Source organism: Bradyrhizobium roseum (assembly GCF_030413175.1).
Lineage (GTDB): Bacteria > Pseudomonadota > Alphaproteobacteria > Rhizobiales > Xanthobacteraceae > Bradyrhizobium > Bradyrhizobium roseum.
On sequence record NZ_CP129212.1, the window covers coordinates 2,374,691 to 2,399,041 of the forward strand.

Consider the following 24,351-nt stretch of genomic DNA (forward strand, 5'->3'; position numbering starts at 1 on the left):
ATCGTCTCGCTCGATTTCCCCGCACATGCGGCTTTCCATGGTCATGCAAATCCTCAAGCGCCTCGGTTTCATCCTGGTCTGGCTCGCTGGGGCCGCCTTCGTTTTCGCTGCAGCCAACAAGAACAACCCCTATCTGATTTCTCTGCGTGGGCCGGGTAACGTCGTTCTTGTCGCTGCGAGCATCATTGCCGTGGTCATTCTCATCCGCCGCGGCCACTGGAAGGGAGGTGTTGCGGGGAGGGCGCTGATCCTGTTGTGGTGCCTGCCATCCCCGATGATGCTTGGTGCGCATGCGGTGTTTGAGTGGCGCAAGCACAGTGTCCTGCAGACCGACACCACGCAGGCGCGGTGGCTTGGGCCGCATTTCGTGGTCGGATACTCTTCATTTTCCGAGGTAGCGGTTCTGGCCGAGAAAGGCCTGATTGGTGGCGTCTACATCACCAAACACAACATCGCGCGATCGTCGCCGGCGGGGTTGAAAGAAGAGCTCTCGGCGCTGCAGGAAATGCGACGGACGGCCGGCCTGGCGCCGCTGATCGTCGCGGCCGACCAGGAAGGCGGCATTGTTTCGCATCTGGCGCCGCCCTTGACCAGGCTGCCGGCGCTGTCGACCCTCGCTGGCCTGATGCCGGATGCGCGCGCCGAAAAGGCAGCTGCGTTCGGACATACGCATGGAAAGGAACTGGCCGCGCTCGGTGTCAACCTCAACCTGGCGCCGGTGCTTGACTTGCGACCCGAACCGAGGCGTAACCGGTTCGACTTCAACACGCTGATCGGGCAACGCGCCATTTCCGATGATCCGCTTGTCGTCGCCGACATCGCGCGGGCCTATGTGAGCGGGCTCGAGGCCTCAGGTGTCGGCGCGGCGGTCAAGCACTTTCCAGGGCTCGGGCGGGTAAGAACCGACACCCATCATTTCAGTGCCGCTCTCGACACGCCAGCGGACGAGCTTGAGGGGGCCGACTGGATACCCTTCAGAAAAGTACTCGCTGGTTCCAATGCACAGCTGATGATCGGTCATGTGACGCTCACATCCGTCGATCCCGATCGTCCGGCGTCGCACTCCAAAAGGGTCGTCGACGGCATTGTTCGCAAGAAATGGAATTATCAAGGCATCGTCATGACCGACGATCTTGTGATGGGTGCGATCTATCAACGCAATGTCTGTAACGCCGTGATTGAGGCGCTAAATGCCGGTGTCGATTTGCTGCTGGTCGCTTTCGACGGCGCGCAGTTCTATCGCATATTTGCTTGCGCAGCCGCGGCGGCGTCAGAAGGAAGGCTCGACGCGGCCATGTTGCGTAGCAGTGAGGTACGTTTGAAGGCGAGGTTTCCCGTGGACTGATGGCCACGTGCCTGGGTGTGATTGTCGTGAGCTATTTGGCGAACCGGCGCTCCTCGGGCAGGGCTGTTATTAGTTGGGATCGAAATGCGGGCTTGTGATCCTGTCGTTTCGACCACGCTACGTAATAGGCGACGCCAGTCATGAGCAAAACCCCGCCGAAGCTGACCAGGACCTGCATGGCAAGTGTGTCCGGGCCATTGATCAGAACAAGATGCGCGGCGAACGAGAGAAACACGCCGGCGCAGAAGGCCGCCAGCCATTCATGGCCGCATTTGATGACCGGTTGCAACGCCGGCCATCGAAAGCCAAACCAATTCCGTGGGACCATATGGGTGAACAAGAAAGCCAACGCGAGAAAGTGAAGCACCCGGAGTGGGGCGAGGTTTTCCCTGTCATTGGGACCGACAATATCGCGCAGGAGGTCCGGGACGAGGGCTGCTTGCGGAAATTTGCCCGCCACCGTCACTGCCAGGGCGAGCGACAGGTAGAGCCACGCCGCTGCGCGCAGCGCTGCGAATGTCTGAAGCTTGTCTACGACGCGCGTGAGATGAGGGCGGCTCAACGCAAGCCAGGCGCCGAGCACAAACAGGAGCTGCCAGCAGAACGGGTTGAGATACCAGTGGCCATCAGGAAACGCTGACAGGTTCCAGTCGAACTGGCGGGCCGCGAAGTAAAGACCGATCGAAGCTGCCATGGTTACATTTGGCCGGCGAACCATGCCGAGTAGGACGAACGGAAAGACCGCCATCAGCACGATAAACAATTGCAGCACATCGAGGTTCAGCGGCTTGGCCCGAAGCAGAAGGCCGTGAATCAGCGTCCGGATCGTGTGATCGACTATACCCGTGACATTGAATTCGCTGATCAGCGCAGGCGCGGCGGACTGGCGGGCGACATAACCGATCAGATTTATATAGATTACGAATAGAACGATATAGGCGGCGTAAATCTGCCATAATCGCCTGAAGATCCGCGTTGCCGTCACGATGAAGCCGCGCTCGAGCATCATCCTTCCATAAAGGATGGCGGCTGTGTAACCGCCGACGAACATGAACAGGTCGATAGCCCCGCTGAACCCGAAATTGCGCATGGTCAGCAGGCTGACTGCATTATGCGGCACGTGATCGAGGAATAGAAACCAGGTTGCGATACCGAGCAGGAGGTACAGTCGGAGATCGCCGTCGCGCGCAGCGATCTCATTCTTCATTGATGAATGCATTACGAGTTTAATTGCTTTGCAAGTCGGAGGTATCGAACCGCGAATCTAGCGCGATGGTCCGCTCGGCCGGAATAGACTCTACGTGAAGAACAATTAAGTAATCTCTTGGCGGTTAAAGCCCGCCCTGCAATCACAATGTTTTGAGGGAATAGGGCCGAATGTGATCAAGCGCGTTCGTGCTTGCGAAGATCGCGAATGTGATCGAACTGGTCGGCTTGTAGATCTAGGCCCGCGGCGGCGACCTCGGGCAGGGCCGCCTCGCCGAGAATTTCGGCCGTTATATCTTCGACCGAGCAACCCGCGATTTCATGGATGAAGCTGATGTTCTTATACTCACCCGACGCGATTCGGGAGATCACTTCGCGCCTTGTGACTTCAGGGTCCACGATGGCCTCGCGACCGCGGCGGCCATAGTCGATCATCACGACGAAATACTGCATGCTAGCAATCTGGCCCCTTATCGCGCAATTGGCAGCGCCCTGATAGCGATTATTTCTGAAAAACAGAAATTAGTCAACCAATGATTCGGAAAAACAGAATTTGTTGGGTGAAGGGCCCCCGCAAAATCGATCGATCCGGACATGGCTACCTTTCCGGCGCGCGGCCGCCGCCCGACCTCGTCGCCCTGCGGGCCCGGGCCGCCGCCTTGTTACGCAATCGCTCGATCTGGCCCCTCGGCAGGGTGACGCAGATTTCTCCGATCCACTCTAGCTTGACGCCGGTGATCGGCTTGGCGTTGAAGCTCGTGAGGTTGACCGAGGTCGGAGATTTACCCCGTTCGATCGTCTTCAGGTAGCGTTCGCCGGTCTTCAAGCGCACAGCGGCTTCCTCGCCATAAAAGCTCGATAGCGGATGGCGTTGCTCGCGATAGACCACGATAATATCGCCATTCTCATATTTCGGCAGCATGGAATCGCCGGATACCTCAAAGGCGATCGTTTCCTCCGCGATCGGAAAGGGCAGTTCGACCTCTCCGAGGCCTTCCGGCGGCACCTGTTCGTGTTCGGGCTCGATCGAGGCGCCGGCGCCGACGCGCCCCATGATCGGCACCGAGTTCAGTTCCAGATATTCGATGATCGGCGCGATCTCGGACGCCTTGATCAGGCGTATTCCGGACAGGATCTCGGATACCGCCCCGGCACGGACGCCCATCGCCGTCGCCAGCCCACCTTTGGTCTTGCCCGGCTTCTCCAGCCCCCGTTCGATCAATCTGATGTCGAGCATACTCAAACCTTTCCGAATCGCATGAACAGGATAGCAGTTCCGATTATCCGAAATCAACCTTGACTTTTATTTCGGAATATCCGAAACTGGAGATCGGCGTCGGGCGGCGTTGACATGAGCAAGGAGAACAAATGGAACAGTCTAACTGGGCGCCCGAGCATTCGGACGCGCTGCGGGAGCTTATTGCCAAGGGGATGAGCTTTGCCGAGGCGGCGCGGACCATCAACTCGCGATTCCATACATCTTACACCCGCAGCGCGGCGCTCGGACGCGCCCGGCGCCTGGGACTGGGCGCGGACGATCGACAGCAGCCGTCGATGCCGACGAGGCCAGCTGAGCTGCACCAGATCGCCGAGCGCCGTTCCCTCAATTCCATGCCGGTCGGGCTTCTCTGGCCGATCCCGGTATTCAAGGATGTCGTTCCAGTCAAATTGCGTTGCGTCGACATCGAACCACGGCATCTCTCCCTGAGCGAACTGGAGCGCGGCGATTGCCGCTACCCGTATGGCGGCGATGAAGAGAACGAGGCGATCACCTTCTGCGGGCATCCGCGGCGCCCGGGTTCAAGTTATTGCAGCCCGCATTTTCATTTGAGCCGTGATCCGATCGAGCCTGACGGACGTCATTTCACGGCTGCTCGCGGAGACGAGACAGAGAAGACCACCGTCAACTGCGAGGCCGACAGGCTGAGGCGGCTGCCGCGGCGGCATCGGATCGCGCATCTGCGTGCGCTGATCGGGCTCCAACCGGAGGGGAGCGGCCGTCGAGACGATTTATCGGGATTGCTGCGTGACGAGATGGCGGGCGCATCGATCGACTAAGTTTCCGCTTGGAATCGAATTCAGCTGTTTGAAGGAGCTCATCAGATGCCGAGAGCAAAACGTCGGAAGCCGCACAATCCCGCATTGGCGCGCGATCGGAGATGCCACGATTTGTTACGCCACGCCGAAGTCGCAACCGTCGAAGTGGACAATCCGCTGGCGCTTGATCCGGGCGAGAAGATCGTTGCCCTGCGTTCAGTTCGCAACGATCCGCTGGCCCGCCTGCACTCGCACCGCCAGATCGATGAAGCGCAGTATCAGGCCGGGCGGGCGTTCCAGAGTGACTGGGAAAAGGCCGAGCGCGGACCGCGCGCGGTCGACCCGGCCCGGGAATATGTCGATGGTGGGCAGAGCCGCGAGCCGATCACCGAGGGGCAGCGCAAGGCCGTGTTACGGTTGAACCGCGTCGAACGAGAGCTCGGCGCTGACGGCTCGGCGCTGGTGCACGACGTATTGGTGCAGGGAATGACCATGGAGCAGGTGGGGCAGCGGAGGGGCCTGTGCAGCAAACGCTGGAGCGATTATTTTTCGAGGCGCTTCCGCGAATGCCTGGACCGGTTGGCGATATTGTACGGTTTTGCGACGGGGCAGCCCGTCATTGTCAAAACCTTCTCGCGGTGAACCGCAGAGGCCCCCGACAGCCTCCCGGCCTCGTCAACGCGACTCATTTCAGTCCAGCCCGGCGAAAGCCCTCGAGATAGTGCTCGCGATCTTCATCGTGCTTCCATGGTAGTTGCGTCGCGATCCAGGCGAGCGAGATGTTCGGCTGGGTTCGACGTAACTCGTCAAGCGCGCTCCTGGCCAGGTCGGTCTGACCAGACATGCCGGCAGCGACTGTCAGCACCCGATAGGCGCCGGTGAGGTCGCCACGTTGGCGGGTCGCTTCTCGCGCCAGTGCTATCGCCTCCTGATAGTTCCTTCCGATGAACTGCGCGTACGCGGCAACGCCGTAGTAGATCGCGGATGAGGGGTCGCGCGGGCTCTGGCGGATCGCGCGCTGAGTTGTTGCAAAGGCATCCAGCCAGCGGCTGCCATAGCAAAGCGCCAGCGCATAGTACCCCTGTGCGAGCGAGAAGTTCGGGTTGAGCTGCAGCGCCAGTTCGAACTCAGCCAACGCACGATCGAGCCGGCGCGTGGCGAAATACACGCTAGCCAAAGCGGTGTGGGCCCAGGCGTCGTCGTTGTCGGCGGCAATCGCCGCCAGTGCCGCCTGCTCGGCGACGGGCGCCGCGGTTGCAATATCGGTCCAGCCCAGATGCACGCCAAACATCTGGTTGGTCGCGAACAGGGCCAGCGCCTGGCCGTAGTTCGGATCAATCGCAATAGCGCGTTCGAGCAACGCCTGTGCGGTAAGGCTATCGGTCCGAGTCACTCGCCAGTGATGCGACAGCGCCCGCATCACCAGATCCCAGGCGTCCACGCTGTTGGGAGGCTTGCGGCGGCTGCGGAAGTTCTCGGCAGCGTAAATCTGCGGCTCGATGGCCGCGACGATGGCGTCGGTGATTTCGTCCTGCACGGCAAATACGTCGGTCAACCTGCGGTCGTAGTGCTCTGCCCAGATGTGGCTGCCAGTCGCGGTGTCGTTGAGCTGGGCGGTGATGCGGACGCGATCGCCGCTTCTTCTCACGCTGCCTTCGACCACGTACCGCACCCCGAGTTCGGCAGAAACCTGCCGCATATGCACCGCCTTGCCCTTATAGGTAAATGACGAGTTGCGGGCGATCACGAAGAACCAGCGCAGCTTCGACAACGCGGTGATGATGTCTTCGCTGATGCCGTCGGAGAAATACTCCTGTTCGCGGTCGTCGCTCATATTGTCGAAAGGCAATACGGCGATTGCGGGCCGGTCAGGCAGCGCCAGCGCCGAATGCGGCTGCTCGGCCTCGACCAAGGGACTGGCCTGCGTATCGTATGGCGCGTTGACGGCGCCAACAAAGCGAATTCCCTTGCGTGGGATGGTGCGGATGAGGCGCTGCTCCTTGCCGCTGTCGCCGACCGCGTTTCGCGCGGCGTTGATCCGGCTGTCAAGCGTCGAATCCGAGACGATCCGGCCACCCCATACCAGCGCAATCAGGTCGTCCCGTGTGAGCACGCGATCGCGGTGTTTCAGCAGGTGAACCAGCAAATCGAATACCTGCGGCTGCACGGCGACCAGATCGCCGTCACGGCGCAGCTCGCGACGATCGGTGTCGAGGATGTGTCTATCGAAGTTGAATTTCACTTGTCCCATCGCATATTTTCTCAAGAAATAATCAAGTTCGCCTCATGAAGAGATCAAGCGTCAGGCAAAGACCTGTCGCCATTCTACGTGCACCTCTGCCAAACCGGGAGTTGCACTTCCATTTCCGGTAGCGGAGCTAGTTCATGACTGAAATCCATGTCATCGGCCCGGCGATGCCGGACCGTCGGTTGCCAAGATTCACCTCATTTCTTTTTGGTGGTGTGGTCTATCTCACATTTCTGTTCACGATTCTGTACGCCGTCGGGTTCGTATCGGGTCTTGTTGTCCCGAAGTCGATCGATACCGGCGCGGAATCGGGAATGATCGAGGCAATCGTCGTCAATCTCGTGCTAATGTCGTTACTTGCGATCGAACATAGCGCGATGACACAGAAGTCGTTCAGACACTGGTGGCCGCGATTTATTCCAGGGTTCGCTGCGCGCGGCACCCATGTGCTGTGCGCAAGTCTGTCGCTGGTTCTGCTGTTTTGGCAATGGCGGCCGATGCCGGCGGTCATCTGGCACATCCATGATCCGGAAATGGCGATGTTGATCGCAACACTATCCTTCGTCGCTTGGGTTGCCGTCTTCACGAGCGCGGTTCTGATCGAACAATCCAAACTGTTTGAGCTTCATCATGTCCCCAGTCACCGCGCGGACCGACAAATGCCGGCGGCCGCTTTCCGAGCGACGGGCCACTACCGGCTTTTCCGCCAGCCGATCTATCCAGGTTTTTTGATCGCGCTCTGGGCGGCCCCGATGATGAGCGTCGGGCGTCTGCTGCTCGCAACAATGGCAACGGTCTACGTCTTCATCGCCATCATGCTGGAAGACCGTGACGTCATGAACTCGTTCGATGAGGGGTAGCGCCATTATCGGGAGCGCGTCTTGCCGGCCCGACGGCGTAAGCCAGACTGATCACTTCTGAATTGTCTGAAAGGAGATAGAAGAGCGATGAAACATACTGGAAGCTGTTTTTGTGGAGCGGTCGAGGTTCAGGTCACCGGTGCGCCGGAAGGAATGGGTTATTGCCATTGCCGCTCTTGCCGCTCCTGGTCGGGCGGACCGGTGAACGCGTTCACCCTGTGGAAGCCGGATGCGGTGCGGATCACTGCAGGAGCGCAGCATGTAGCGACGTTCGAGAAGACGCCGATGAGCCAGCGCAAATACTGTGCGGAGTGCGGCGGACACCTGATGACTAATCATCCGACGCTTGGGCTGGTCGACGTCTTTGCCGCAACCCTGCCGACGCTTTCCTTTACACCGGGCGTGCACGTCAACTACTCCGAGACGGTGCTGCCGATGCGCGACGGGTTGCCCAAACTGAAGGATTTCCCTGCCGAGCTTGGCGGTTCGGGCGAGATGATCGCCGAGTAGGTCAGGGGCCTCCCGAAAGAGGGGGGCGGGACGCGCATTTCGCGGTGTTTGCTATCGATCAAACGTTGCTCGCCTCGTTGACAGACCGAGACGAGTGGCGTCCCTTTGGGTGTGGCCTTGCACCAGATTTTGGAGGTAAGGACCTGTCCGGTGCCAATCGCGCCGTCCTGAGAGCTATGTCGGCGGCAGGTCCCGCCCTGCAAAATCGGGGTTTGGCGTCACCCCTATGGTTCCGGTAAGAAGGCCTTGAACTCGCGGCGAAAATCCATCGTTTCGCCGGGTAGAATAACAAGGGGAAATGCCGGAGATGACCGCCAAGCCGCAATTGCCGGAGCGAACGCCGCGCGCAAGGGGAGAGCCGACTGCCCTAGATGGTCTGCTGGTTGTCGATTTCACCCGCGTCGTCGCCGGCCCGGCCTGCACGCAGACGCTGGCGGATTTCGGCGCCGAAGTGATCAAGATCGAAAACCCCGACGGGGGCGACGATACCCGTCACTACGAGCATGCGGAAATCGGCGGCGAGAGCGCAGCTTTCCTCAGCCTCAATCGCAACAAGCGTGGCATGGCGCTCGATTTCACCAATCCGGCGGCGCTTGAAGTCGCGCGCGAACTGATCGCGAAAGCAGATGTCGTGGTGGAGAATTTCTCCGGCGGCGTGATGAAGAAATACGGTCTAGACTACGCTTCGGTCGCGGCGACTAATCCGCGGCTGATCTATTGCTCGATCTCTGCCTATGGCCGCAAGGGTGAGTTCGCCTTGCGTCCCGGGTTTGATCCGATCACGCAGGCCGAAAGCGGCTTCATGTCGCTGAACGGATTCCCGGACGGCGAGCCGGTGCGAACCGGTCCGCCGATCGTTGACTTGGCGACGGGCATGTCGGCGTGCAACGCGATCCTGCTGGCGCTGATCGCCCGCGACCGGCTCGGCCGCGGCCAGCAGGTCGAGGTAGCGCTGATCGATACCGCCGTAGCGATGACCGCATTCTACGGTATGGCCTATCTGGTCAGCGGCGTGAATCCTGGCCGCTTCGGAAATTCGCCGAATGGTTCGCCCACCGTAGGGCTTTATCAGGCTTCCGACGGACCGCTTTACATGGCCTGCGCCAATGACCGCCTGTATCGCCGGCTGGTGACCGACGTGCTCGACCGGCCTGACCTGGTCACGGATCCCGAATTTGCGCATCGAAAAAATCGAACGGCCAACAAGGAAAAGTTGCGCGCCATCATCGCGGGTATCTTTGCCAGCAACAGCCTCGAGCATTGGATGGCCAAGATGAAGAAGGCCAACATACCGGTCGGCCATCTGCGCACGGTCGAGGAAGGTTTCAATGCGCCCGAAGTGCGCGGTCGCCATCGTCTGAGCCAGATTCCGCACCCCACTGCAGGCGCCGTCCCCAATATCGAAACACCGCTGCATATGAGCTTGACGCCGACCATCGATCCGGTGGCGGCGCCGCTGCTCGGCCAACATACCAGCGAGGTGCTCCGAAAGACCCTCGGCTACGACGAGCGTCGTATCGCAGATCTGGCCGAGGCGGGTGCTTTCGGAAGGCCTGGCAATACGGCTTGAGCGGCACCGGGCGGGTTCGATTGGGTTTGCAAACGAATGGCATTCCCGCGTTTGCGCGAGGCTTAACGTTTTCAAAGCGGTAGCTTTTTCCGTTTGTCTACGGTTAAGGTGCCGGCAAAAGGGGAGAGAAGCACCATGAACGACGGGACGCCCGGCCGGCAGGCGAGGAATGTCGAACTCGGCGCCAGCGGCGAAGAATTCCAGAACCTTCATGAATTTGTCCGAAAGGCCCGCGCGCGGCTCAACCAGAACGCATGGGACTATGTCGTCGGCGCCGCGGAAACCGAGACCACCATGCGCCGTAACCGCATGGCGCTCGACGAGATTGCGTTCCGGCCACGGGTACTGCGGAACGTCGCGAAGGTCGACGCCTCGACCGAGGTATTCGGCCGCCGTTTGCGCCTGCCGGTCATGATTGCGCCAGTCGGCGCGCTCGAGATTTTCGATCCGGACTCAGGCGCCGCCGTCGCGCGCGGTGCGGCACAGTTCGGCGCAGCTCACATGCTGAGCTCGGTATCTGAGCCGGGGCTCGAGGCCACGGCCAAGGCGGCGCCCGATGCGCTGCGTATCTACCAGCTCTATGTCCGCGGTGACGACGCTTTTGTCGAAGACACGGTCAGCCGCTCGATCGATAACGGCTATACCGCCTTTTGCCTCACGGTCGATACCGCGCACTACAGTCGCCGCGAGCGGGATATCGCCAAGCGGTATGTCCGAGAAAGCCGCATCCGGGCCACCGGCGGCGACTTCCAGAAGGGGCTGGATTGGCGGACAGTAAAACTGATCAAGGACAAGTATAAAATTCCGTTGGTGATCAAAGGAATTGCGACCGCGGAAGATGCTGCCATCGCGCTCGATCATGGCGTGGACTGGATCTATGTGTCGAACCATGGCGGACGTCAGCTCGATCATGGCCGCGGCTCGATGCATGTGCTGCCGGAAATCGTCGACGCCGTGGCCGGCCGCGCCAGGATCATGGTCGACGGTTCCTTTTGCCGTGGCACCGACATCGTGAAGGCGATCGCTTCGGGGGCCGATATGGTCGGCATCGGCCGCCTGCAATGCTGGGCGCTTGCTGCCGGGGGCGAAGCCGGCATCGTGCGAATGCTGGAGCTGTTGGAAGACGAGGTCATCCGCTGTCTCGGGCTGCTCGGCGTCACCCGTTTTGCCGAGCTCGACAAGTCCTATCTGCACGCGGCGACCGCGACCAACCTTCCCAGCGTGTTCAGCGCATTCCCGCTGCTGGATATCGAGCCCTATCGCTATTAAGAAAGGCGCTCGACCGGTTTTCGCTCGAAGCCTGCGCTGGCATTCCCCGAATTGGCGCTCGTCCAGGAACCCGACGGGCGCCTCCTTCTTATCAGCGGCGCCAAGGACAGCGCGCCGCCAACACGAGAGCAGTCTCTCATGGGCAAGTAGTCGCAAGCGGATGGCAGAAGATCCTTTCGCCCCGTTCAGTCTCGAGAAGGCGATCAGCCTTCGCTGGACGTTGCGCGATATTCAAGCTCGCCGGCTCAAAATGTCGCCGGTCAGCGATGAAGATTTGAGGACGTTGAAGGACCTCGGCCTGCTCGAAGCCCGCGACGAAGGACTCGTGCTCACTCAGGCCGGGATCGCGATGTTGAACGGCGCATAGTCAGCGCGCCTTCAGAAAACTCTCGCCGGACTCGCAAGGCGCGCAGCGATAGGTCAACACGTCATAATTTTGATCGCGGGGCTCGATCGTTGCCAGGCGCATCTGTGCGCCGCATTTCATGCAAGGCATTTCTATGCTGGTTTGAAAACGTGTACAGGTCGGTGTCGGTCGAAACGCTTGCAGCATCCTATCCCCTTGTCCCGAAGAGAGACTAAAACCAGAGACGCAACGCCACCGACAATCGATCTCAATCGCGAATCACTATGCCACACCGCCGCCACGATTGGAATCAGTTCCGCGCCTGGAGCTACGGCGCACCGATAAGAAATTATTCCTCTTGCGCTGGTTGAGATCGGGTCGTTGTCCGACGACGGCCGCGATCGAAGTTCGTTGGGTTCGGCTCAATCCGGCGCAGACGCAGCCGGAAATTGTGCTAATCTGCTGCCGTGGATATTGGAGAGGCGACCATGACGGAACCGAAACTCGAAGTCCCGGCCGAACTGCGGGAATTGGCGGAGAAAACCATCGATCAGGCAGAAAAGGCGTTCGGCATGTTCTTCGATGCCGCAGGAAAATCCATGACGTCGATGCCCGGCGCGGGAACGGAAATTTCGAAGCAGGCGCTGTCGTTCACCGAGCAAAACATGAAGGCTGCGTTCGAGCATGCCCGCAAGCTGGTGCACGCGACCGACCTTCAGGAAGCGATGCAGATCCAGTCGGAATTCCTGCGCAGCCAGTTCACCAATGCCGGCGAGCACATGCGTCAGATTACCGGCGGCGTCATGTCCGCCGCAAAAGATTCGACCAAAGGCAAGCTTTGAAGGCTCGTTAGCAGCAGCGTCCGATTGCACCCCGAGCAGGACAGCGACGAACAGGCTGCTGCGGGGTGCTGCGCGGGTAATCGCGCTAACGCTCATGGTGGAAAGGGGCATCCCCGACTGCTCCGGCGCTCGGCGTTGTTAGAGACCCGGCGGGCCGACATTACGCTGTCGGATGTTTTGTCCAGAACGCTACCGCAGTGGGCCGACTGCTGGGAACTTTCCTGGCTGCAGAACTTTAGTTTCGAGGTAAGATCAACGTGGATTACTTGGTATGGCGAAGGATTTGGCAAGAGATCGAGCGGGTCGGACTGGTGGCACGCCGCTGAAAGTTGCGATCGCGGTGGCCGTTCTGGGCGTTATGGGCATGCTGATCGTCGACCATGGGCCATGGAACAAGCCGAAGATGCAGCCGGCGTCAATGGCCAGTTACGGTTCGACCGGCGAAGCTGCGCGGGCGGCCGGCGCCAAGGTCTTGCCGACCGAACCCAAGCTGCAGGTGGAGCCCGAGCCGCCCATGCCGAAGCCCGTTCATTCCGTTAATCCGGCTCCGCAGTGAGGGCGAGCTTGACGTGTCGGGCAAATCAGTTGCACATTGATGTTATCGTAGAAATCGCTGCCCGCGCCGCAAAACGGTTGCGGGCGTTTTAGTTTTAAGGGCTGGTTTTAGTTCGCGAGGTTGTTCACTCGCGATTTCAGTTTCCCGAAACCGCCTCATCGAATTTCTGCAATTTTTGCGAACTCGAAAACAGTTTGACATGTCGGGCAAATCACCGGCATAAGGCCATCATCGCAAAAACTGCAAGGCCCGCACGGAGAAATCCGCGGCGGGCTTTTTGTTTTGAAATTCTCGAATCGGACGGCGGCCGCCGATCGACGCCGCAACTCCCAACGCCTCCCGCCCGGGGCGTCGCGAGCGCGCTGCCGTCCGAGCTTTTTCTCACACAATTGGCCGGCGCGCGCGAACGCGCCGGCTTGCGGCGCGGATCGTCATCGCCGCACGCGGCCCCGACGGGATAAGGTTCGCGCCCCAAATGATCCGCGCCCGCATCGCGCGATCATGCCGCACATTTTATTTTGCGAGATGCCGATGACCGCTTACCTGATATCGCTCGCGCTCATCGGTCTCGTCGTCATCGCAGTATCCGAGGAGGTCTCGTGAGCGCCGAAATCATTCAGTTCATCCCGCGTCCCGGACGCGACGACGCACCAACGGATTTTCCAACGATTGCTTTCCGCTATGCAACTCGGGATACCGTAGTCGTTCATGCGGATATCGCCTCAAACCCCGTTGCTGAAACGGATGGGCAGGAATCCTAGCGTGGCCAAAGCTCTCGCCGAAATTCGCTCTCTCGCACGCAGCCACACACGCACTGCAATCCGAGTTCTTGTCGGCATCATGCGATGCAAGGACGCCACGCCTGCCGCCCGCGTCTCGGCCGCCAACGCCATCCTCGATCGCGGCTGGGGCAAGGCCACGCAGCCGTTCGAAAACGGCAGCGCTGGTCCGCTTGAGCTGGTCCATCGGATCGAGCGGGTGATTGTTCATCCGGAGGACATAAGGAGCCAGGTTGAGATGGAAATGCCTGTCGCTTCCGAAGATGATCGCTGAATAGGAATAGGTCATTGGCCATCCTGAAAATTCCGACAGCGAAGGTGTTCGAGCCGCTGCTTGCGCCTGGTCGTTACAAGGGGGTTTACGGCGGCCGCGGTTCTGGTAAATCGCATTTCTTCGGTGAGATGCTGGTCGAGACCTGCCAGGCCGAGCGCGGCACGCTGGCGGTCTGTATCCGCGAGGCGCAGCGGACGCTGGCGCAATCCTCGAAGCGGCTGATCGAGAGCAAGATCGCCTCGCTCGGCGTCGGCCGCGGCTTCAAGCTGTTCAACGACAAGATCGAAACGCCTGGAGACGGGCTGATCATCTTTCGGGGAATGCAGGATGACGCCGGAAAGTACCGGCTGATGATGAAGGCCAGGGATCTTGCGGCGGCAAAGCCGCTACCGCCTGTGGTGCGGCCCGGTGTTGCGCGCTCGCAAGCGGAACGGCAGCATGCGGACTTGCGAACGCTCAGCGCCAAACTTTCGAGCTCGGGCGATATCAAGGATGCGGTTGCGCTCTATAACGCACGGAAATCTGGCAGACGCTGAGAACGTTGCTTGGATAAAGGAGGCAGCAGACCTGCACAAAAAATCCTGCAAATCTCCATAGAAGGTCTGGACGTTGTTCACGCATAATCCCAGCGACATCAGCAAAGTTGATGTTTCCGGGACCGAGGGCCAGCATGAAGAAAATCATTCGCGCGAAAAATATATTTATTGCTCTGGCCCTTTTGCTGGTCTTCTGGATGACTCAATTCGCCTATCGCACGAACAATTTTTGCGAGCCGGGAGATCATCCCATTCAGTCAGAGGCGGACGCGATTGCCGTCGCAAAAAGGAAGATCGTCAAACATAGCTTCTTTAGTTCGGATAGCTTCGGTAGCGCCCCGGATTTTATTGACGCCGTCGAGCGAACGGAAAATTGCTGTCGAGCAATTCGGTCTCGAAACATTCTGGGTTTGACTTTTTTGGGATGTCTATCTGAGAGCTAGAATAAGGCCCAGCGCCAGTCTGTATCCGGGGATGCCAACCGACTTTCTCAGCCATAGTGCCCTCGTCGCGATGTCGAACTGCGGTTTGATTTCCACTTCACATTCTTACAAAGATGCAAACTAAGGTAAAACGTTATGGCCGGAAATGAAGCCAAGCTGAAAAATGGTGGTCGATGGACTGCGCAACAGTTTCTTGATCACTATTTCAAACCAACTGCGTCGGGCACCCCGGTTCCGGTTGCTGGGCGGCCCGCGCCGGTCGCGGTGAACATGCCGTGGTACATGAGCGAAGGGCCGGGAAGATATTATCATCCAGGCATGTTTCCTATCATCAATAATTTCGTTGAGCGCCGGAGTCTTGCTTCAGGGAGGTATGATCTTTGGGAATTGGCGCCGTTGCACGAACGCGACCCCTCGGTCAAAGCAGGAATTACTCATTATTTCACCGATACCGGCTCTGAAGACTACAAGACTCGCGCGCTGGTGTTCGGTGACGAGAGCGCCAGAATCCCTGGTCACGTCGTCGTTAGTCCAACTGGAACCAAGACATTCGAGCGAGTGGAAATCAGGCCGGCCGAGCTTTACTGCTGATCCGCCTCCCGCAATCACAGAGCATCTTCAATATGTGGATCAAACGAGTGTTGCTCAGGCTTCGGCCTGCAGCGCCAGCGCGGTACCACCGGTCGGTCCCCCTCAGAATGCAAATCCGCCGCCAAGCGACATAGCCGGTTGGATAGCTTCGATGGCAGGTGTCGATCCCACAAACCCGACGCAGCCGCAACAAAGCGCGGTGTGGGCGTCAGGCGGCAATCCGATATCGCAAAAGCTGCTGCTGCCGTGGGTCTTCGTCGGTCCGCGGTAGTCGCGACAGTCCTTTGCTTCGCGGTCAAATATCTTCCCGCGCTCGCTGCGCAGCAGTTGTCCGCGCGGTTTTACGGCTGCATCCGTCGGCCGCCGTCTTTCAAATTCATGCGCTGCCATCCTGAAGACTGGTAGCGCGATTCTCGAGGAGCTTCATCAATGCCGGACGATCGCGACTTTATCGAGCGTGCCAACACTGTGGCTGAAAAACTCCATGGCGCGCCGATGACGACTGAGGAGATTGCCGCCAACTTCGCACTATTTGGGTTGCAGAAGCGCGTGGCAGCCCTCGAGCAGTTCGACGGCGAGCTGCGCGGCGATATTGATTCCAGTCCGCATGCCCTGCGCCGGCGCGTGCAATTGATGTCGTTGCGCAAGAAGATGGGCGGCCTCCACGAGGCGCTGCGCAAGGCCAGGCGTTAGCCCGCTCGCATGCGTTCGACGAAAAACCCCGTCCTCGTCGCACTGGCGCAGGCGCGGATGCGCGCTGCGCCGATGTTCGTGCGATGGTGCGAGCTGAACGGCCTGTCGCCATGTCCCGCGGCGCCGGCGCATGTCGTGCGCTTCGTCGCGGACTGCGCGCCGCTCGGCATCGAGCTGCTCTGGCCGGCGATCCAGGACATATCGAGGCTCCATGCCTCGGTCGGCCTCGCCGATCCGACCCTCGGCGGCCTAGTGGCTGAAGCGATCGCGGATCTCGCTGGAATAGATCCGCCGCGCTCCTGGCCGGGCGATCACAAGCAGCGCTTCAAATCGCTGCCCTATGACCTCCAGGTTTATGTCGCGAGCCACGAGGCACAGCGAGAAAAGGCGCTACGGCGGGCGCAGAACGAGGCGGCCAACGCGAGGCGGGAGTTGGCAGCATACCCGAAAAGTGACGCCCGTCCGAATGAGGAAAGCAAATCAGATGAAAATACCGCGCACACCAACTCTTGAAGAGCGCATCAGAATGGTCAGGGCCGATATCGATGCAATCATCGACGCGCGGGTTCATGCAGTGGCGAAGGAAAGTCCCGGCGTTCCATCCGGCGTCGTCCGCAATCTCCTGACGGCGCGGGCACCAGCCTGTCCCTGTGCGCAGTACCTCGGGCTGAACACCAAGGCATAGTCGGCGGCTGGCCGGAACCGGAGGATTCTAAAATGACTCTCTATAAGTGGTCACAAACGGCGGCGAGCAATGCGACAGCAGACTCATCGATCAACTGGCAGGAGGGCCAGGCGCCGTCCAGCGTGAACGATTCGGGGCGCGCAATGATGGCCTCAATCGCCAAGCACCGCGACGATATTGCGGGCGCGATCGTCACGGGCGGGACCGCGACCGCGTACACGGTCACGTCCTACGAGGCGTTCGATGCGCTCGTCCGTCTCAACGGACAGATCATCGCGTTCACGCCGCACGCGACGAATGGTGGAGCAACGACACTGAACGTGGACTCCCTCGGAGCCAAGCCGTTGCGATCAGCGCCGTCGACGGAACTGCTCGCCGGGACACTGATTCAAGGGACGCCGTATCTGGCGCTCTATGACCAGTCCGACGCAGCGTTCTATCTACACGGGTTCTATGGCAACCCATACAATGTGCCGCTCGCAGCCGGAATCGACTATTGGGGACCAACAACGCCGAATAGTGCATTCGCGTTTCCGACAGGGCAAGCGATTTCGCGCACGGCCTACGGCGCATTGTTTGCGTTGATTGGAACTACTTATGGGACCGGAGATGGTTCGACTACATTCAATCTGCCGGACAAGACTGGTCGGGTGTCTGCAATGAGAGAGAGTTCAGCAGTGCGGCTGACGTCAAGCCACTTCGGCGAAAATTCAAGTAGTCTTGGTGCTGTCGGCGGCTCGGAAGGCCATACGCTGACCGCCGCGCAGCTTGCATCGCACTCACACGCCAATACGCTGACGGACCCGGGACACGCTCATCTCTCGAATTTTGTTTTGGGCGGCTCGACTGGCGGCGCGGGCACGGGTACGGCGGTGAACATTAGCAGCTCCACGGCTGGAAATATCTTTTCGAGTACAACTGGAATCGCGATCACCAACGCTTCGGCCGGCAACGGAAACCCACACAATAATGTCCAGCCAACAATTGTGTGCAACTACATCATTCGCATTATCTAGTGCAGCTTCCGAACAGAGTTTCGACAGGGCCGACGCACAGATCTGGCGTAATGCGCGGCATCCATAACATCATTGCCGCGCACATCAGCACTACTAGCACCAGCAGTCTGTAATCGCTCTTGCTCATTTCAAGAGCCTATCACCTGATCCCCTAGAGGAGCCAACCCTTGATAGAAACGAACGCGCTTACGGCGGCGAATGCGAGGCGCTGGCAAAATGCCAAGCTGACTCGAAATTGCGCGCGGGTTGCCCGCCACTTAGTCACCCAAAATGCCAAGGCCAGATACCGGGCCGTCTCCACCAAAACCGGCGTGCCATGGGCCGTGATTGCCGTCATCCACCAACGCGAGTGCTCGCAGGATTGGACCGGATCGCTGGCGCAAGGCGATCCCTGGAACAGGGTATCCGTACATGTCCCTGCTGGCCGGGGCCCATTTCGATCCTGGGAAGAAGCCGCGATAGACGCGCTCGTAAACTGCGCCCCGTACGCTGCGCGCAACAAGGACTGGAGCATCGGCGGGACGCTGACGATGCTCGAGCAGTATAACGGGCTTGGCTATGCCGCGCGCGGGAGACCGTCGCCTTACATCTGGTCCGGCACGGATCAGTACAGGTCAGGAAAGTATGTACGCGACGGGGTCTACGATCCCGACGTCGTCGATAGCCAGCCTGGTTGCGCTGGCCTGCTGATGGCGATGATGGCGCTGGATCCCACCATCACGTTCACCGGTGCAACGATCGCGCCACCCATTTCGGTCAAGCCGACACCGGCCGCAAAGCCTGCGGCACCATCCATTGCCAATCCGGCGAAAGGCTCCATCGGCGCGTTCATAGCCAACATCTTAAACGCCGTTTTCAGGAGAAAATCATGATCATCGCATGGAATGAGGTCAAGGCTTGGTTCAAGGACTCAGTGACGATCCTCTGGGCACGTCTCCAGTATGTTGTCGGCATCGTCGGTGCAGGCCTGATCGGGGCGTTCTCGGGATACGACTTCACGCAGCTGTCAAGCATGGATGTCAAGTCGGCGTTCAAGATGCTGGCCTTTGCAGCGTTGGCCGGCGTGATTACCGAAATATGCCGCCGCCGGACGCTCTGACATGAAGACCGCTGCTGCCCTGCTGATGCGGACGGCCGTGCTTGCCGGCGCATGCGTGATCTGGACGGCGAGCCGGCTCGAACTGGTCCGTACCGGAGTGTTCGGTGCCGAAGCGCTGGCGGCCTTATTCGCGGCGTGAATGACGCTGGAGATGCGCAAATGTGGATGACCATCATCAGTTTCATCGGCGGTCCCGTCATTAAGGGACTAATCGATGGCTACAAAGCCAAACTGGCAGCCGGCAACACGTCGGAAAAGATCGCGAGCGAAACGGCATCCGCCGAGATTGCGGCGCAGGTCTCCGAAGTCAGCGCTATCATGCAGTATCGGATTGCAGAGATCGGTCACTGGTATGAGCCGGACAAGCTCATGGGATATTTCGTGGCGGTCTATTTTGGCAAGTTGCTGATCTGGGACAAGGTGCTTGGCCTCGGCACAACCGATCCGCTCGCGGGCTTCGCGGCGATCACGTCGAACCTCGTCGTATCGTTCTATTTCGCCAAGCGCGGTTTTGAGAATGTCGCACGGATCATCAAGCGATGACAGAAGAGCAGGCGGCGGACGTCAGGGCCATCGTTGTCGAGACATTGGCCGAACAGCAGAGGATCCGTCATGACGATATCGATGCCGTGGTTCTCAAGGCGGTTGCGACGACACTGACGTCTTTCGGAATCGAAGAGGAAGATCGGAAAGAACTTCGCGCCGACTTTCAGCACTTGCGACGCTGGCGCCGAAGCGTCGAGCAAGCGCAGAGCTATACGTTCAAGGCGGTCATCACGGTGATCGTAACCGGTTTCGTCGGGGCCGTATGGCTCGGCATCAAGGCGACGCTGGGTCGATGATCCATGGCGCGAAGAATGCAGATGGCAAACAAGAAGCCCAACCCAGCAGCTTATCGAATTCGCGAGGTTGACGGGAATGACGACGATATTGCAGACGCGTTATCGGAGCTTCATGAGCTGACGTTCCTCGGCGCGGCCCCTGTTCCCGAATTTGATCAAGGGCATTGGTGGATTGCCTCTCGCGAAACCACCCCGGTCGCCTTTGCCGGCATCGTTCCTTCCACTCATTTTGCCAATGCGGGCTATTTTTGTCGCGTTGGCGTGCTGGGGCAGCATTGCGGTCACGGGCTTCAATTGCGCATGATGCGGGTCATTGAGGCTCGTGCTCGCCTGAACGGATGGTGTTCGATCATCTCGGATACCACGGACAATATGCACTCGGCCAACAACTTCATTCGCGCGGGCTATCACTTGTTCAGCCCGATCAATCCCTGGGCTTGGCCGAATACGCTTTATTGGCGCAAAGACATGAAATAGCGCGTTATCCGACGGGCACCGGTGAATCGCCTAACCGCCCGTTGGCTGCGAAGCCGCCGTGTTTTCTGTTTGGGGGGCCGGTTTCCTGCCGAGTAGCCATGCTTCCCACGCGCCTTGATCATTGCCGGTCAGCCGGTAGACTGGCAAAGCTTGGACGGCGCGAAACGAACGGGGCAGGCGAGGAAACATATGGCTGGAGGCGGCGGGAAGCCGGGGGCTGGTTCGTCCGCGGGGCCGGGCACGGACAGCTATGCCGCCATGGTTGAGCGCGCCAAGGGCCTGATTCCGGAGTTGCGTGACCGTGCTCCAAGGACGGAAGAGCTTCGACGCTTGCCGCCGGAGACCGAGCGTGCTTTGCATGAGTCCGGCCTTTTCCGGATCGTCCAACCTAGGCGCGTCGGAGGTAGCGAGCTCGATTATGTCGCCTTGGTCGATTGCGCCGATGCGCTAGGCCAGGCTGACGCTTCTGTTGCGTGGAATTTTGCCAATCTTGCCAGCCACCACTGGATGCTGGGAATGTTTGACCGCCACGCCCAGGATGCCGTCTGGAACGCAAATGCCGACGCGTTGATCGCATCGTCCTTCATCTTTCCGGCCGGCCGGGCAAGAAAGGCGGATGGTGGATATGTCTTGCGCGGTCACTGGCCGTTCTCTTCCGGTGTCGAGTCCTGCGAATGGAATATGCTCGCCGGCGTCGTATCGTCGGATGACGAAGCTGACGGCATCGAGTACCGGATATTCCTGCTCAACAGGAGCGATTACCGGATCAACGACACCTGGAATGCGACGGGATTGTGCGGTACCGGATCTAACGACGTGTGGGTCGAAGATACCTTTGTTGCAGAAAAAATGACCGTTTCTGTCAGCGAACTGACGGGGGGGCCGACGCCGGGAAGCGAGGTCAACCCGAATGCGCTGTACGCGCTGCCGGTATTTTCCCTCTTTCCCTATGTATTGTCGGGCGTCGGGTTAGGTAATGCGCAAGCTTGTCTGAACGACTACGTCGAGTTCGCGCGGCATCGGGCCTCAACCTATAATCGTGCAAAGGTGAGCGACCTGCAGACCACCCAGATCAAGATCGCGGAGGCTTCCGCCAAGATCGATGCAGCACGCCTCGTCATGCGCACGAACTGCATCGAAGCCATGGACGATGCAAGGCGTGGCCGCGTTCCCGACCTTGCGGGCAAGACGAAGTTGCGGCGGGACGGGGCCTTTTCGGTAAATCTTTGCACCGAAGCGGTATCGCTGTTGTTCGCAGCAAGCGGCGCGCGCAGCCTGTTCACGTCAGGCGCGCTGCAGCGGCAGTTCCGCGATGCCCACGCCGTGAATTCGCACCTCGCCTTCAATTTCGATGCGGCGGGAACCAACTACGGACGCGTCGCGCTCGACCTGCCGTCCGAAAATCTGACGCTCTGAGGATTGGCGGATGTCCGACGCACCAAAACATCCGGCCGACCCGGCCAATGAGTTTGCCAGCGACAATTCGACGATCGACCCGCGCGACTTTCGCAACGCGCTGGGAACGTTTGCCACGGGCGTCACCATCGTCACGGCAATGTCGGCAGACGGCAGGCCCTACGGCGTGACCTGCAACTCCTTTGCCTCGGTGTCGCTGAACCCGCCATTGGTCTTGTGGAGCCTCGGGATGTTCTCGCAGGGGCTCACGACCTTTCAGAATGCCAGCCACTTCACTGTCAATGTCCTTGGGGCGTCCCAGCAAGCTCTGGCCTCGCAATTTGCAAAATCGTCGGATGACAAGTTCGCCGGCGTAAGCTGGACGCCGGGACTCGGCAACGCGCCGGTGTTGGCGGATAGCGTGGCGAGCTTCCAGTGCCGAGCAGCCAATCGCTATTATGGCGGCGATCACATCATCTTCCTCGGCGCTGTCGAAGCTTATGTCTATAATCGGCAGGAACCTTTGCTGTTCGCGCGGGGCGGCTTTGGCCGATTTGTCGCCGCAGAAGACAAAGGATCCTGATATGCACATCGCCCAAGCTTGCAAGCGATGCTGCGATTGCGCCGCAACTTCAGCTCTTTGACATCTCCGCGCGATACCAGTCACCGATCTCGCTCGCGGTCATGAGTGCGACGCCATCATGACCGAGCACGTAGTCGAGCAGCGCTTCCAGATACTTGATGCGATGTGGCACGCCCGTGATGTAGGGATGGACCGATATCGCCATGATCCGCGCGTTCGATGCCCCCTCCAGATATAGCCGGTCGAACTGATCGGTGCAACGTTGCAGGAATTGCTCGGAAGGCAGGTGCTGCAGTGCGTGGATGACGATATCGTTGGTTTCGACCGAATAGGGGATTGTGGTGATGGTTCCGTGCGGTGTCGCAATGTCCTGCGGCAGATCGTCGATCACCCAGTCGGCGACATATTCGATGCCGTTGAGGCGGAGCAGATCAAGAGTTTCGTCGGTCTCGGTGAGGCCAGGACTTTCCCACGACCGCGGCGGTTTTCCTATGAATTCCGATATCGTCTCGACAGAGCGCTTGATGGCATCCGCCTGGTTCTCGACCTTGTGCATCGGCCCTTGCACGAAGCCGTGGCCCATGAACTCGAACCCGGCTTCGCGTGCTGCCGACGCCACGCGCGGATAGGTGTTGCAGACGTTGGCGTTGATCGCCAGGGTCACCGGCATCTTGCGATCGGTCAACGCCTTGAATTGCCGCCAGAAGCCGGCGCGCATTCCGTATTCGTGCCATGACCAGTTAGGCACGTCGGGCAAGAGGGGTTGCCCCATCGGTGGGCTCAGCACCGTGCGTGGCATAGCATGTTCGATCCGCCATTCCTCGACATTGAGGATGACCCATACGGCGAGCTTCTTGCCGCCCGGGAGTGTCAGCTTCGGCCGGTCGACCTGTGCCAGATAGGGGATGCGATCGCTCAGTATCACGGTGGGCTTTCCTGTCCAGATGGGTTATTCGACGGCCTTGGCAGTGCTGCATGACCGCGTGTTCACGCGGGGCATCACTTTCTCGGCCGTCAGGATCATGGACCGGCGTCCGAGTTCGCGATCCTTCCAATCCTTGCCGGCGTAGAGCAGCGTGCCGAACGGACCGGTTTCTTCCTGAAACGCCAGCAGTTGATCGGCGACGCTCTCGGGCGTGCCGTGAATGATCAGCTTTTCGCAGATCGATTCCAGCGTTACCTCGTCGTCCGGCTGATCGCGCCGCGTCTTGAACAATTCGATACGGCCGCTTCGCTTCAGCTTGGTGAATAGCGAGCGATAGTAATAAACATAAGGTCCGTTTGGGTCGGTGGCGTACGCCTTTGCTGTTGCCGCGTCCTTGGCGACGAATATGCTCTTGGCGACACGCCAGTTTGCCGTGTCCGCCGACCTGCCGGCACGCTCGCATCCCTCGACATATTTTGGCCAGTGGCTCTTCACCCACGCCGGCATCAGGAAGTTTGCCGAGATTGGGTCCCAGCCGCGCGCGGCGGCCTCCGTCACGCCTTTGGAAAACGGCGCCACTGCGGTGACCACGATCGGGGGATGTGGCCGTTGCAGGGGCTTCGGAACAAAACCCTGGCCGATGTCTTCCATCAGGGTTTTCTGAACCGATATGTTCCAGAACTGGCCCTGCAGATTATAGGGCGGCTCGTTAGCCCAGATATGAAGCACCTGATTTATGGCTTCCAGGAACATCGCATTCCTGTCCGCATCGAGATTGCCGAACACTTCCGCATCCGACAGCAGGCCACCGGGGCTGATTCCGAAAATGAGCCGCCCGTCGAGCATGTGATCGAGCATCGCTATTGCGGCTGCGACCGCCGCCGGGTGAGCGTTCGGCATGTTGACGGTACCAGTGCCAAGCTTGATCTGCTTGGTTGCCGCCGCGAGCCAGGCGACGAAAGCGATGCAGGAAGTGATATTTTCCGCCCTGTCGGTGACGTGCTCGCCCACATAGGCTTCCGTGAAGCCGAGTTCATCAGCCAGCAGAAAAGCCTCCCGATCCTCCTTGAGCGAAAGCCGCCAATCCTTGTTGAGGGGATGGATCGGCATCGTAAAGAATCCAAGATTCATAGTCTGCTCTTCCCACAGGCGGCTTTGGTTGGCCCCGAACGTGCGTCGTTCAATGCATGAAAAAAAGCTCAAAGTCGATAAGATCCACCCGAT

General features: G+C 59.6%; 32 protein-coding genes and 1 pseudogene. 27 read left to right on the plus strand and 6 right to left on the minus strand.

Features of this window, described 5'->3' with window-relative positions; translation table 11 throughout:
* The first annotated feature begins 43 nt into the window (after positions 1-43).
* Positions 44-1,345 (plus strand): glycoside hydrolase family 3 N-terminal domain-containing protein, encoded by a 1,302-nt coding sequence (locus tag QUH67_RS11235; RefSeq protein WP_300948007.1) that lies wholly within the window; start codon positions 44-46, stop codon positions 1,343-1,345.
* A 31-nt stretch (positions 1,346-1,376) separates the two neighbouring features.
* On the opposite strand, the gene QUH67_RS11240 is transcribed toward QUH67_RS11235, so the two are convergent.
* From QUH67_RS11240 to QUH67_RS11250, 3 genes are all read right to left on the minus strand, one after another.
* Positions 1,377-2,564, minus strand: coding sequence for an OpgC domain-containing protein (locus tag QUH67_RS11240; RefSeq protein ID WP_300946750.1), 1,188 nt, complete (start codon positions 2,562-2,564; stop codon positions 1,377-1,379).
* 164 nt (positions 2,565-2,728) lie between these two features.
* On the minus strand, positions 2,729-3,004 hold the full coding sequence (locus QUH67_RS11245; protein ID WP_300946751.1) for a hypothetical protein: 276 nt from the start codon (positions 3,002-3,004) through the stop codon (positions 2,729-2,731).
* A 145-nt stretch (positions 3,005-3,149) separates the two neighbouring features.
* Positions 3,150-3,788: a S24 family peptidase gene (locus tag QUH67_RS11250; RefSeq protein ID WP_300946752.1), complete on the minus strand. Its 639-nt coding sequence runs from the start codon at positions 3,786-3,788 to the stop codon at positions 3,150-3,152.
* A gap of 131 nt (positions 3,789-3,919) precedes the next feature.
* On the opposite strand from QUH67_RS11250, the gene QUH67_RS11255 reads away from it, so the two are divergent.
* Positions 3,920-4,609 carry a GcrA family cell cycle regulator gene (locus QUH67_RS11255; protein WP_300946753.1) on the plus strand — a complete coding sequence of 230 codons (690 nt, stop codon included), beginning with the start codon at positions 3,920-3,922 and terminating at the stop codon, positions 4,607-4,609.
* A gap of 45 nt (positions 4,610-4,654) precedes the next feature.
* Positions 4,655-5,230, plus strand: coding sequence for a DUF6456 domain-containing protein (locus tag QUH67_RS11260; RefSeq protein WP_300946754.1), 576 nt, complete (start codon positions 4,655-4,657; stop codon positions 5,228-5,230).
* Positions 5,231-5,273: 43 nt separating this feature from the next.
* On the opposite strand, the gene QUH67_RS11265 is transcribed toward QUH67_RS11260, so the two are convergent.
* On the minus strand, positions 5,274-6,839 hold the full coding sequence (locus QUH67_RS11265) for a winged helix-turn-helix domain-containing protein (RefSeq protein WP_407080422.1): 1,566 nt from the start codon (positions 6,837-6,839) through the stop codon (positions 5,274-5,276).
* 134 nt (positions 6,840-6,973) lie between these two features.
* Here QUH67_RS11265 and QUH67_RS11270 point away from each other — a divergent pair, with 134 nt between their 5' ends.
* The 24 genes and pseudogenes from QUH67_RS11270 to QUH67_RS11385 all read left to right on the plus strand — a co-directional run bounded on the left by QUH67_RS11270 (position 6,974) and on the right by QUH67_RS11385 (position 22,202).
* Positions 6,974-7,696: an isoprenylcysteine carboxylmethyltransferase family protein gene (locus QUH67_RS11270; RefSeq protein WP_300946755.1), complete on the plus strand. Its 723-nt coding sequence runs from the start codon at positions 6,974-6,976 to the stop codon at positions 7,694-7,696.
* Positions 7,697-7,783: 87 nt separating this feature from the next.
* Positions 7,784-8,206, plus strand: a complete 423-nt coding sequence (locus QUH67_RS11275; protein WP_300946756.1) for a GFA family protein — start codon at positions 7,784-7,786, stop codon at positions 8,204-8,206.
* Positions 8,207-8,513: 307 nt separating this feature from the next.
* The gene (locus QUH67_RS11280) at positions 8,514-9,776 is read left to right on the plus strand and encodes a CaiB/BaiF CoA transferase family protein (RefSeq protein WP_300946757.1); all 1,263 of its coding nucleotides are present in this window, start codon (positions 8,514-8,516) and stop codon (positions 9,774-9,776) included.
* 135 nt (positions 9,777-9,911) lie between these two features.
* Positions 9,912-11,045, plus strand: coding sequence for an alpha-hydroxy acid oxidase (locus tag QUH67_RS11285; protein WP_300946758.1), 1,134 nt, complete (start codon positions 9,912-9,914; stop codon positions 11,043-11,045).
* A gap of 160 nt (positions 11,046-11,205) precedes the next feature.
* Complete coding sequence (locus tag QUH67_RS11290) at positions 11,206-11,412, plus strand: hypothetical protein (protein WP_300946759.1); 207 nt, start codon at positions 11,206-11,208, stop codon at positions 11,410-11,412.
* Between the two features lie 467 nt (positions 11,413-11,879).
* On the plus strand, positions 11,880-12,233 hold the full coding sequence (locus QUH67_RS11295; RefSeq protein ID WP_300946760.1) for a phasin: 354 nt from the start codon (positions 11,880-11,882) through the stop codon (positions 12,231-12,233).
* A gap of 364 nt (positions 12,234-12,597) precedes the next feature.
* Positions 12,598-12,789 carry a hypothetical protein gene (locus QUH67_RS11300; RefSeq protein ID WP_320416134.1) on the plus strand — a complete coding sequence of 64 codons (192 nt, stop codon included), beginning with the start codon at positions 12,598-12,600 and terminating at the stop codon, positions 12,787-12,789.
* A 599-nt stretch (positions 12,790-13,388) separates the two neighbouring features.
* The gene (locus tag QUH67_RS11305) at positions 13,389-13,550 is read left to right on the plus strand and encodes a hypothetical protein (RefSeq protein WP_300946762.1); all 162 of its coding nucleotides are present in this window, start codon (positions 13,389-13,391) and stop codon (positions 13,548-13,550) included.
* Positions 13,534-13,842, plus strand: coding sequence for a hypothetical protein (locus tag QUH67_RS11310; RefSeq protein ID WP_407080454.1), 309 nt, complete (start codon positions 13,534-13,536; stop codon positions 13,840-13,842). Before QUH67_RS11305 ends, QUH67_RS11310 begins: the two co-directional genes overlap by 17 nt.
* Positions 13,843-13,856: 14 nt before the next feature.
* Positions 13,857-14,171: pseudogene (locus tag QUH67_RS34855) on the plus strand (phage terminase large subunit); the annotation flags it as partial.
* A 341-nt stretch (positions 14,172-14,512) separates the two neighbouring features.
* Positions 14,513-14,821, plus strand: a complete 309-nt coding sequence (locus tag QUH67_RS11320) for a hypothetical protein (protein WP_300946765.1) — start codon at positions 14,513-14,515, stop codon at positions 14,819-14,821.
* Between the two features lie 135 nt (positions 14,822-14,956).
* Positions 14,957-15,412 (plus strand): hypothetical protein, encoded by a 456-nt coding sequence (locus QUH67_RS11325; protein ID WP_300946766.1) that lies wholly within the window; start codon positions 14,957-14,959, stop codon positions 15,410-15,412.
* 429 nt (positions 15,413-15,841) lie between these two features.
* Positions 15,842-16,105, plus strand: a complete 264-nt coding sequence (locus tag QUH67_RS11330; RefSeq protein ID WP_300946767.1) for a hypothetical protein — start codon at positions 15,842-15,844, stop codon at positions 16,103-16,105.
* A 9-nt stretch (positions 16,106-16,114) separates the two neighbouring features.
* Positions 16,115-16,618, plus strand: coding sequence for a hypothetical protein (locus QUH67_RS11335; RefSeq protein ID WP_300946768.1), 504 nt, complete (start codon positions 16,115-16,117; stop codon positions 16,616-16,618).
* 13 nt (positions 16,619-16,631) lie between these two features.
* A complete protein-coding gene (locus QUH67_RS11340; RefSeq protein WP_300946769.1) occupies positions 16,632-16,790 on the plus strand; it encodes a hypothetical protein in 159 nt (52 codons plus the stop codon).
* 32 nt (positions 16,791-16,822) lie between these two features.
* Positions 16,823-17,806 (plus strand): phage tail protein, encoded by a 984-nt coding sequence (locus QUH67_RS11345; RefSeq protein ID WP_300946770.1) that lies wholly within the window; start codon positions 16,823-16,825, stop codon positions 17,804-17,806.
* A gap of 167 nt (positions 17,807-17,973) precedes the next feature.
* Complete coding sequence (locus QUH67_RS11350; protein ID WP_300946771.1) at positions 17,974-18,678, plus strand: hypothetical protein; 705 nt, start codon at positions 17,974-17,976, stop codon at positions 18,676-18,678.
* Entirely contained in the window at positions 18,675-18,905 is a 231-nt protein-coding gene (locus QUH67_RS11355; RefSeq protein ID WP_300946772.1) for a hypothetical protein, read from the plus strand. The genes QUH67_RS11350 and QUH67_RS11355 overlap by 4 nt, the downstream gene beginning before the upstream one ends.
* A 1-nt stretch (position 18,906) precedes the next feature.
* A complete protein-coding gene (locus QUH67_RS11360; protein ID WP_300946773.1) occupies positions 18,907-19,044 on the plus strand; it encodes a hypothetical protein in 138 nt (45 codons plus the stop codon).
* Positions 19,045-19,064: 20 nt separating this feature from the next.
* Positions 19,065-19,448, plus strand: coding sequence for a hypothetical protein (locus QUH67_RS11365; protein ID WP_300946774.1), 384 nt, complete (start codon positions 19,065-19,067; stop codon positions 19,446-19,448).
* Positions 19,445-19,747, plus strand: coding sequence for a hypothetical protein (locus QUH67_RS11370; RefSeq protein ID WP_300946775.1), 303 nt, complete (start codon positions 19,445-19,447; stop codon positions 19,745-19,747). The genes QUH67_RS11365 and QUH67_RS11370 overlap by 4 nt, the downstream gene beginning before the upstream one ends.
* A gap of 21 nt (positions 19,748-19,768) precedes the next feature.
* Positions 19,769-20,224, plus strand: a complete 456-nt coding sequence (locus QUH67_RS11375; protein ID WP_300946776.1) for a GNAT family N-acetyltransferase — start codon at positions 19,769-19,771, stop codon at positions 20,222-20,224.
* Positions 20,225-20,413: 189 nt separating this feature from the next.
* Complete coding sequence (locus tag QUH67_RS11380) at positions 20,414-21,640, plus strand: acyl-CoA dehydrogenase family protein (protein ID WP_300948009.1); 1,227 nt, start codon at positions 20,414-20,416, stop codon at positions 21,638-21,640.
* Positions 21,641-21,650: 10 nt separating this feature from the next.
* Entirely contained in the window at positions 21,651-22,202 is a 552-nt protein-coding gene (locus QUH67_RS11385) for a flavin reductase family protein (RefSeq protein ID WP_300946777.1), read from the plus strand.
* 49 nt (positions 22,203-22,251) lie between these two features.
* On the opposite strand, the gene QUH67_RS11390 is transcribed toward QUH67_RS11385, so the two are convergent.
* Both QUH67_RS11390 and QUH67_RS11395 read right to left on the minus strand, forming a co-directional pair.
* Positions 22,252-23,127, minus strand: coding sequence for a polysaccharide deacetylase family protein (locus QUH67_RS11390; protein WP_300946778.1), 876 nt, complete (start codon positions 23,125-23,127; stop codon positions 22,252-22,254).
* Between the two features lie 24 nt (positions 23,128-23,151).
* Entirely contained in the window at positions 23,152-24,258 is a 1,107-nt protein-coding gene (locus QUH67_RS11395; RefSeq protein ID WP_300946779.1) for an LLM class flavin-dependent oxidoreductase, read from the minus strand.
* Between the last annotated feature and the right edge of the window lie 93 nt (positions 24,259-24,351).

What these genes read in the sequence shown, in the direction of transcription:
- QUH67_RS11235 (WP_300948007.1), top strand. Translation starts at nt 44, where the DNA reads ATGCAAATCCTCAAGCGCCTCGGTTTCATCCTGGTCTGGCTCGCTGGG.
- QUH67_RS11240 (WP_300946750.1), bottom strand. Translation starts at nt 2,564, where the DNA reads ATGCATTCATCAATGAAGAATGAGATCGCTGCGCGCGACGGCGATCTC.
- QUH67_RS11245 (WP_300946751.1), bottom strand. Translation starts at nt 3,004, where the DNA reads ATGCAGTATTTCGTCGTGATGATCGACTATGGCCGCCGCGGTCGCGAG.
- QUH67_RS11250 (WP_300946752.1), bottom strand. Translation starts at nt 3,788, where the DNA reads ATGCTCGACATCAGATTGATCGAACGGGGGCTGGAGAAGCCGGGCAAG.
- QUH67_RS11255 (WP_300946753.1), top strand. Translation starts at nt 3,920, where the DNA reads ATGGAACAGTCTAACTGGGCGCCCGAGCATTCGGACGCGCTGCGGGAG.
- QUH67_RS11260 (WP_300946754.1), top strand. Translation starts at nt 4,655, where the DNA reads ATGCCGAGAGCAAAACGTCGGAAGCCGCACAATCCCGCATTGGCGCGC.
- QUH67_RS11265 (WP_407080422.1), bottom strand. Translation starts at nt 6,839, where the DNA reads ATGGGACAAGTGAAATTCAACTTCGATAGACACATCCTCGACACCGAT.
- QUH67_RS11270 (WP_300946755.1), top strand. Translation starts at nt 6,974, where the DNA reads ATGACTGAAATCCATGTCATCGGCCCGGCGATGCCGGACCGTCGGTTG.
- QUH67_RS11275 (WP_300946756.1), top strand. Translation starts at nt 7,784, where the DNA reads ATGAAACATACTGGAAGCTGTTTTTGTGGAGCGGTCGAGGTTCAGGTC.
- QUH67_RS11280 (WP_300946757.1), top strand. Translation starts at nt 8,514, where the DNA reads ATGACCGCCAAGCCGCAATTGCCGGAGCGAACGCCGCGCGCAAGGGGA.
- QUH67_RS11285 (WP_300946758.1), top strand. Translation starts at nt 9,912, where the DNA reads ATGAACGACGGGACGCCCGGCCGGCAGGCGAGGAATGTCGAACTCGGC.
- QUH67_RS11290 (WP_300946759.1), top strand. Translation starts at nt 11,206, where the DNA reads ATGGCAGAAGATCCTTTCGCCCCGTTCAGTCTCGAGAAGGCGATCAGC.
- QUH67_RS11295 (WP_300946760.1), top strand. Translation starts at nt 11,880, where the DNA reads ATGACGGAACCGAAACTCGAAGTCCCGGCCGAACTGCGGGAATTGGCG.
- QUH67_RS11300 (WP_320416134.1), top strand. Translation starts at nt 12,598, where the DNA reads ATGCTGATCGTCGACCATGGGCCATGGAACAAGCCGAAGATGCAGCCG.
- QUH67_RS11310 (WP_407080454.1), top strand. Translation starts at nt 13,534, where the DNA reads ATGGGCAGGAATCCTAGCGTGGCCAAAGCTCTCGCCGAAATTCGCTCT.
- QUH67_RS11320 (WP_300946765.1), top strand. Translation starts at nt 14,513, where the DNA reads ATGAAGAAAATCATTCGCGCGAAAAATATATTTATTGCTCTGGCCCTT.
- QUH67_RS11325 (WP_300946766.1), top strand. Translation starts at nt 14,957, where the DNA reads ATGGCCGGAAATGAAGCCAAGCTGAAAAATGGTGGTCGATGGACTGCG.
- QUH67_RS11330 (WP_300946767.1), top strand. Translation starts at nt 15,842, where the DNA reads ATGCCGGACGATCGCGACTTTATCGAGCGTGCCAACACTGTGGCTGAA.
- QUH67_RS11335 (WP_300946768.1), top strand. Translation starts at nt 16,115, where the DNA reads ATGCGTTCGACGAAAAACCCCGTCCTCGTCGCACTGGCGCAGGCGCGG.
- QUH67_RS11340 (WP_300946769.1), top strand. Translation starts at nt 16,632, where the DNA reads ATGGTCAGGGCCGATATCGATGCAATCATCGACGCGCGGGTTCATGCA.
- QUH67_RS11345 (WP_300946770.1), top strand. Translation starts at nt 16,823, where the DNA reads ATGACTCTCTATAAGTGGTCACAAACGGCGGCGAGCAATGCGACAGCA.
- QUH67_RS11355 (WP_300946772.1), top strand. Translation starts at nt 18,675, where the DNA reads ATGATCATCGCATGGAATGAGGTCAAGGCTTGGTTCAAGGACTCAGTG.
- QUH67_RS11360 (WP_300946773.1), top strand. Translation starts at nt 18,907, where the DNA reads ATGAAGACCGCTGCTGCCCTGCTGATGCGGACGGCCGTGCTTGCCGGC.
- QUH67_RS11365 (WP_300946774.1), top strand. Translation starts at nt 19,065, where the DNA reads ATGTGGATGACCATCATCAGTTTCATCGGCGGTCCCGTCATTAAGGGA.
- QUH67_RS11370 (WP_300946775.1), top strand. Translation starts at nt 19,445, where the DNA reads ATGACAGAAGAGCAGGCGGCGGACGTCAGGGCCATCGTTGTCGAGACA.
- QUH67_RS11375 (WP_300946776.1), top strand. Translation starts at nt 19,769, where the DNA reads ATGGCAAACAAGAAGCCCAACCCAGCAGCTTATCGAATTCGCGAGGTT.
- QUH67_RS11380 (WP_300948009.1), top strand. Translation starts at nt 20,414, where the DNA reads ATGGCTGGAGGCGGCGGGAAGCCGGGGGCTGGTTCGTCCGCGGGGCCG.
- QUH67_RS11385 (WP_300946777.1), top strand. Translation starts at nt 21,651, where the DNA reads ATGTCCGACGCACCAAAACATCCGGCCGACCCGGCCAATGAGTTTGCC.
- QUH67_RS11395 (WP_300946779.1), bottom strand. Translation starts at nt 24,258, where the DNA reads ATGAATCTTGGATTCTTTACGATGCCGATCCATCCCCTCAACAAGGAT.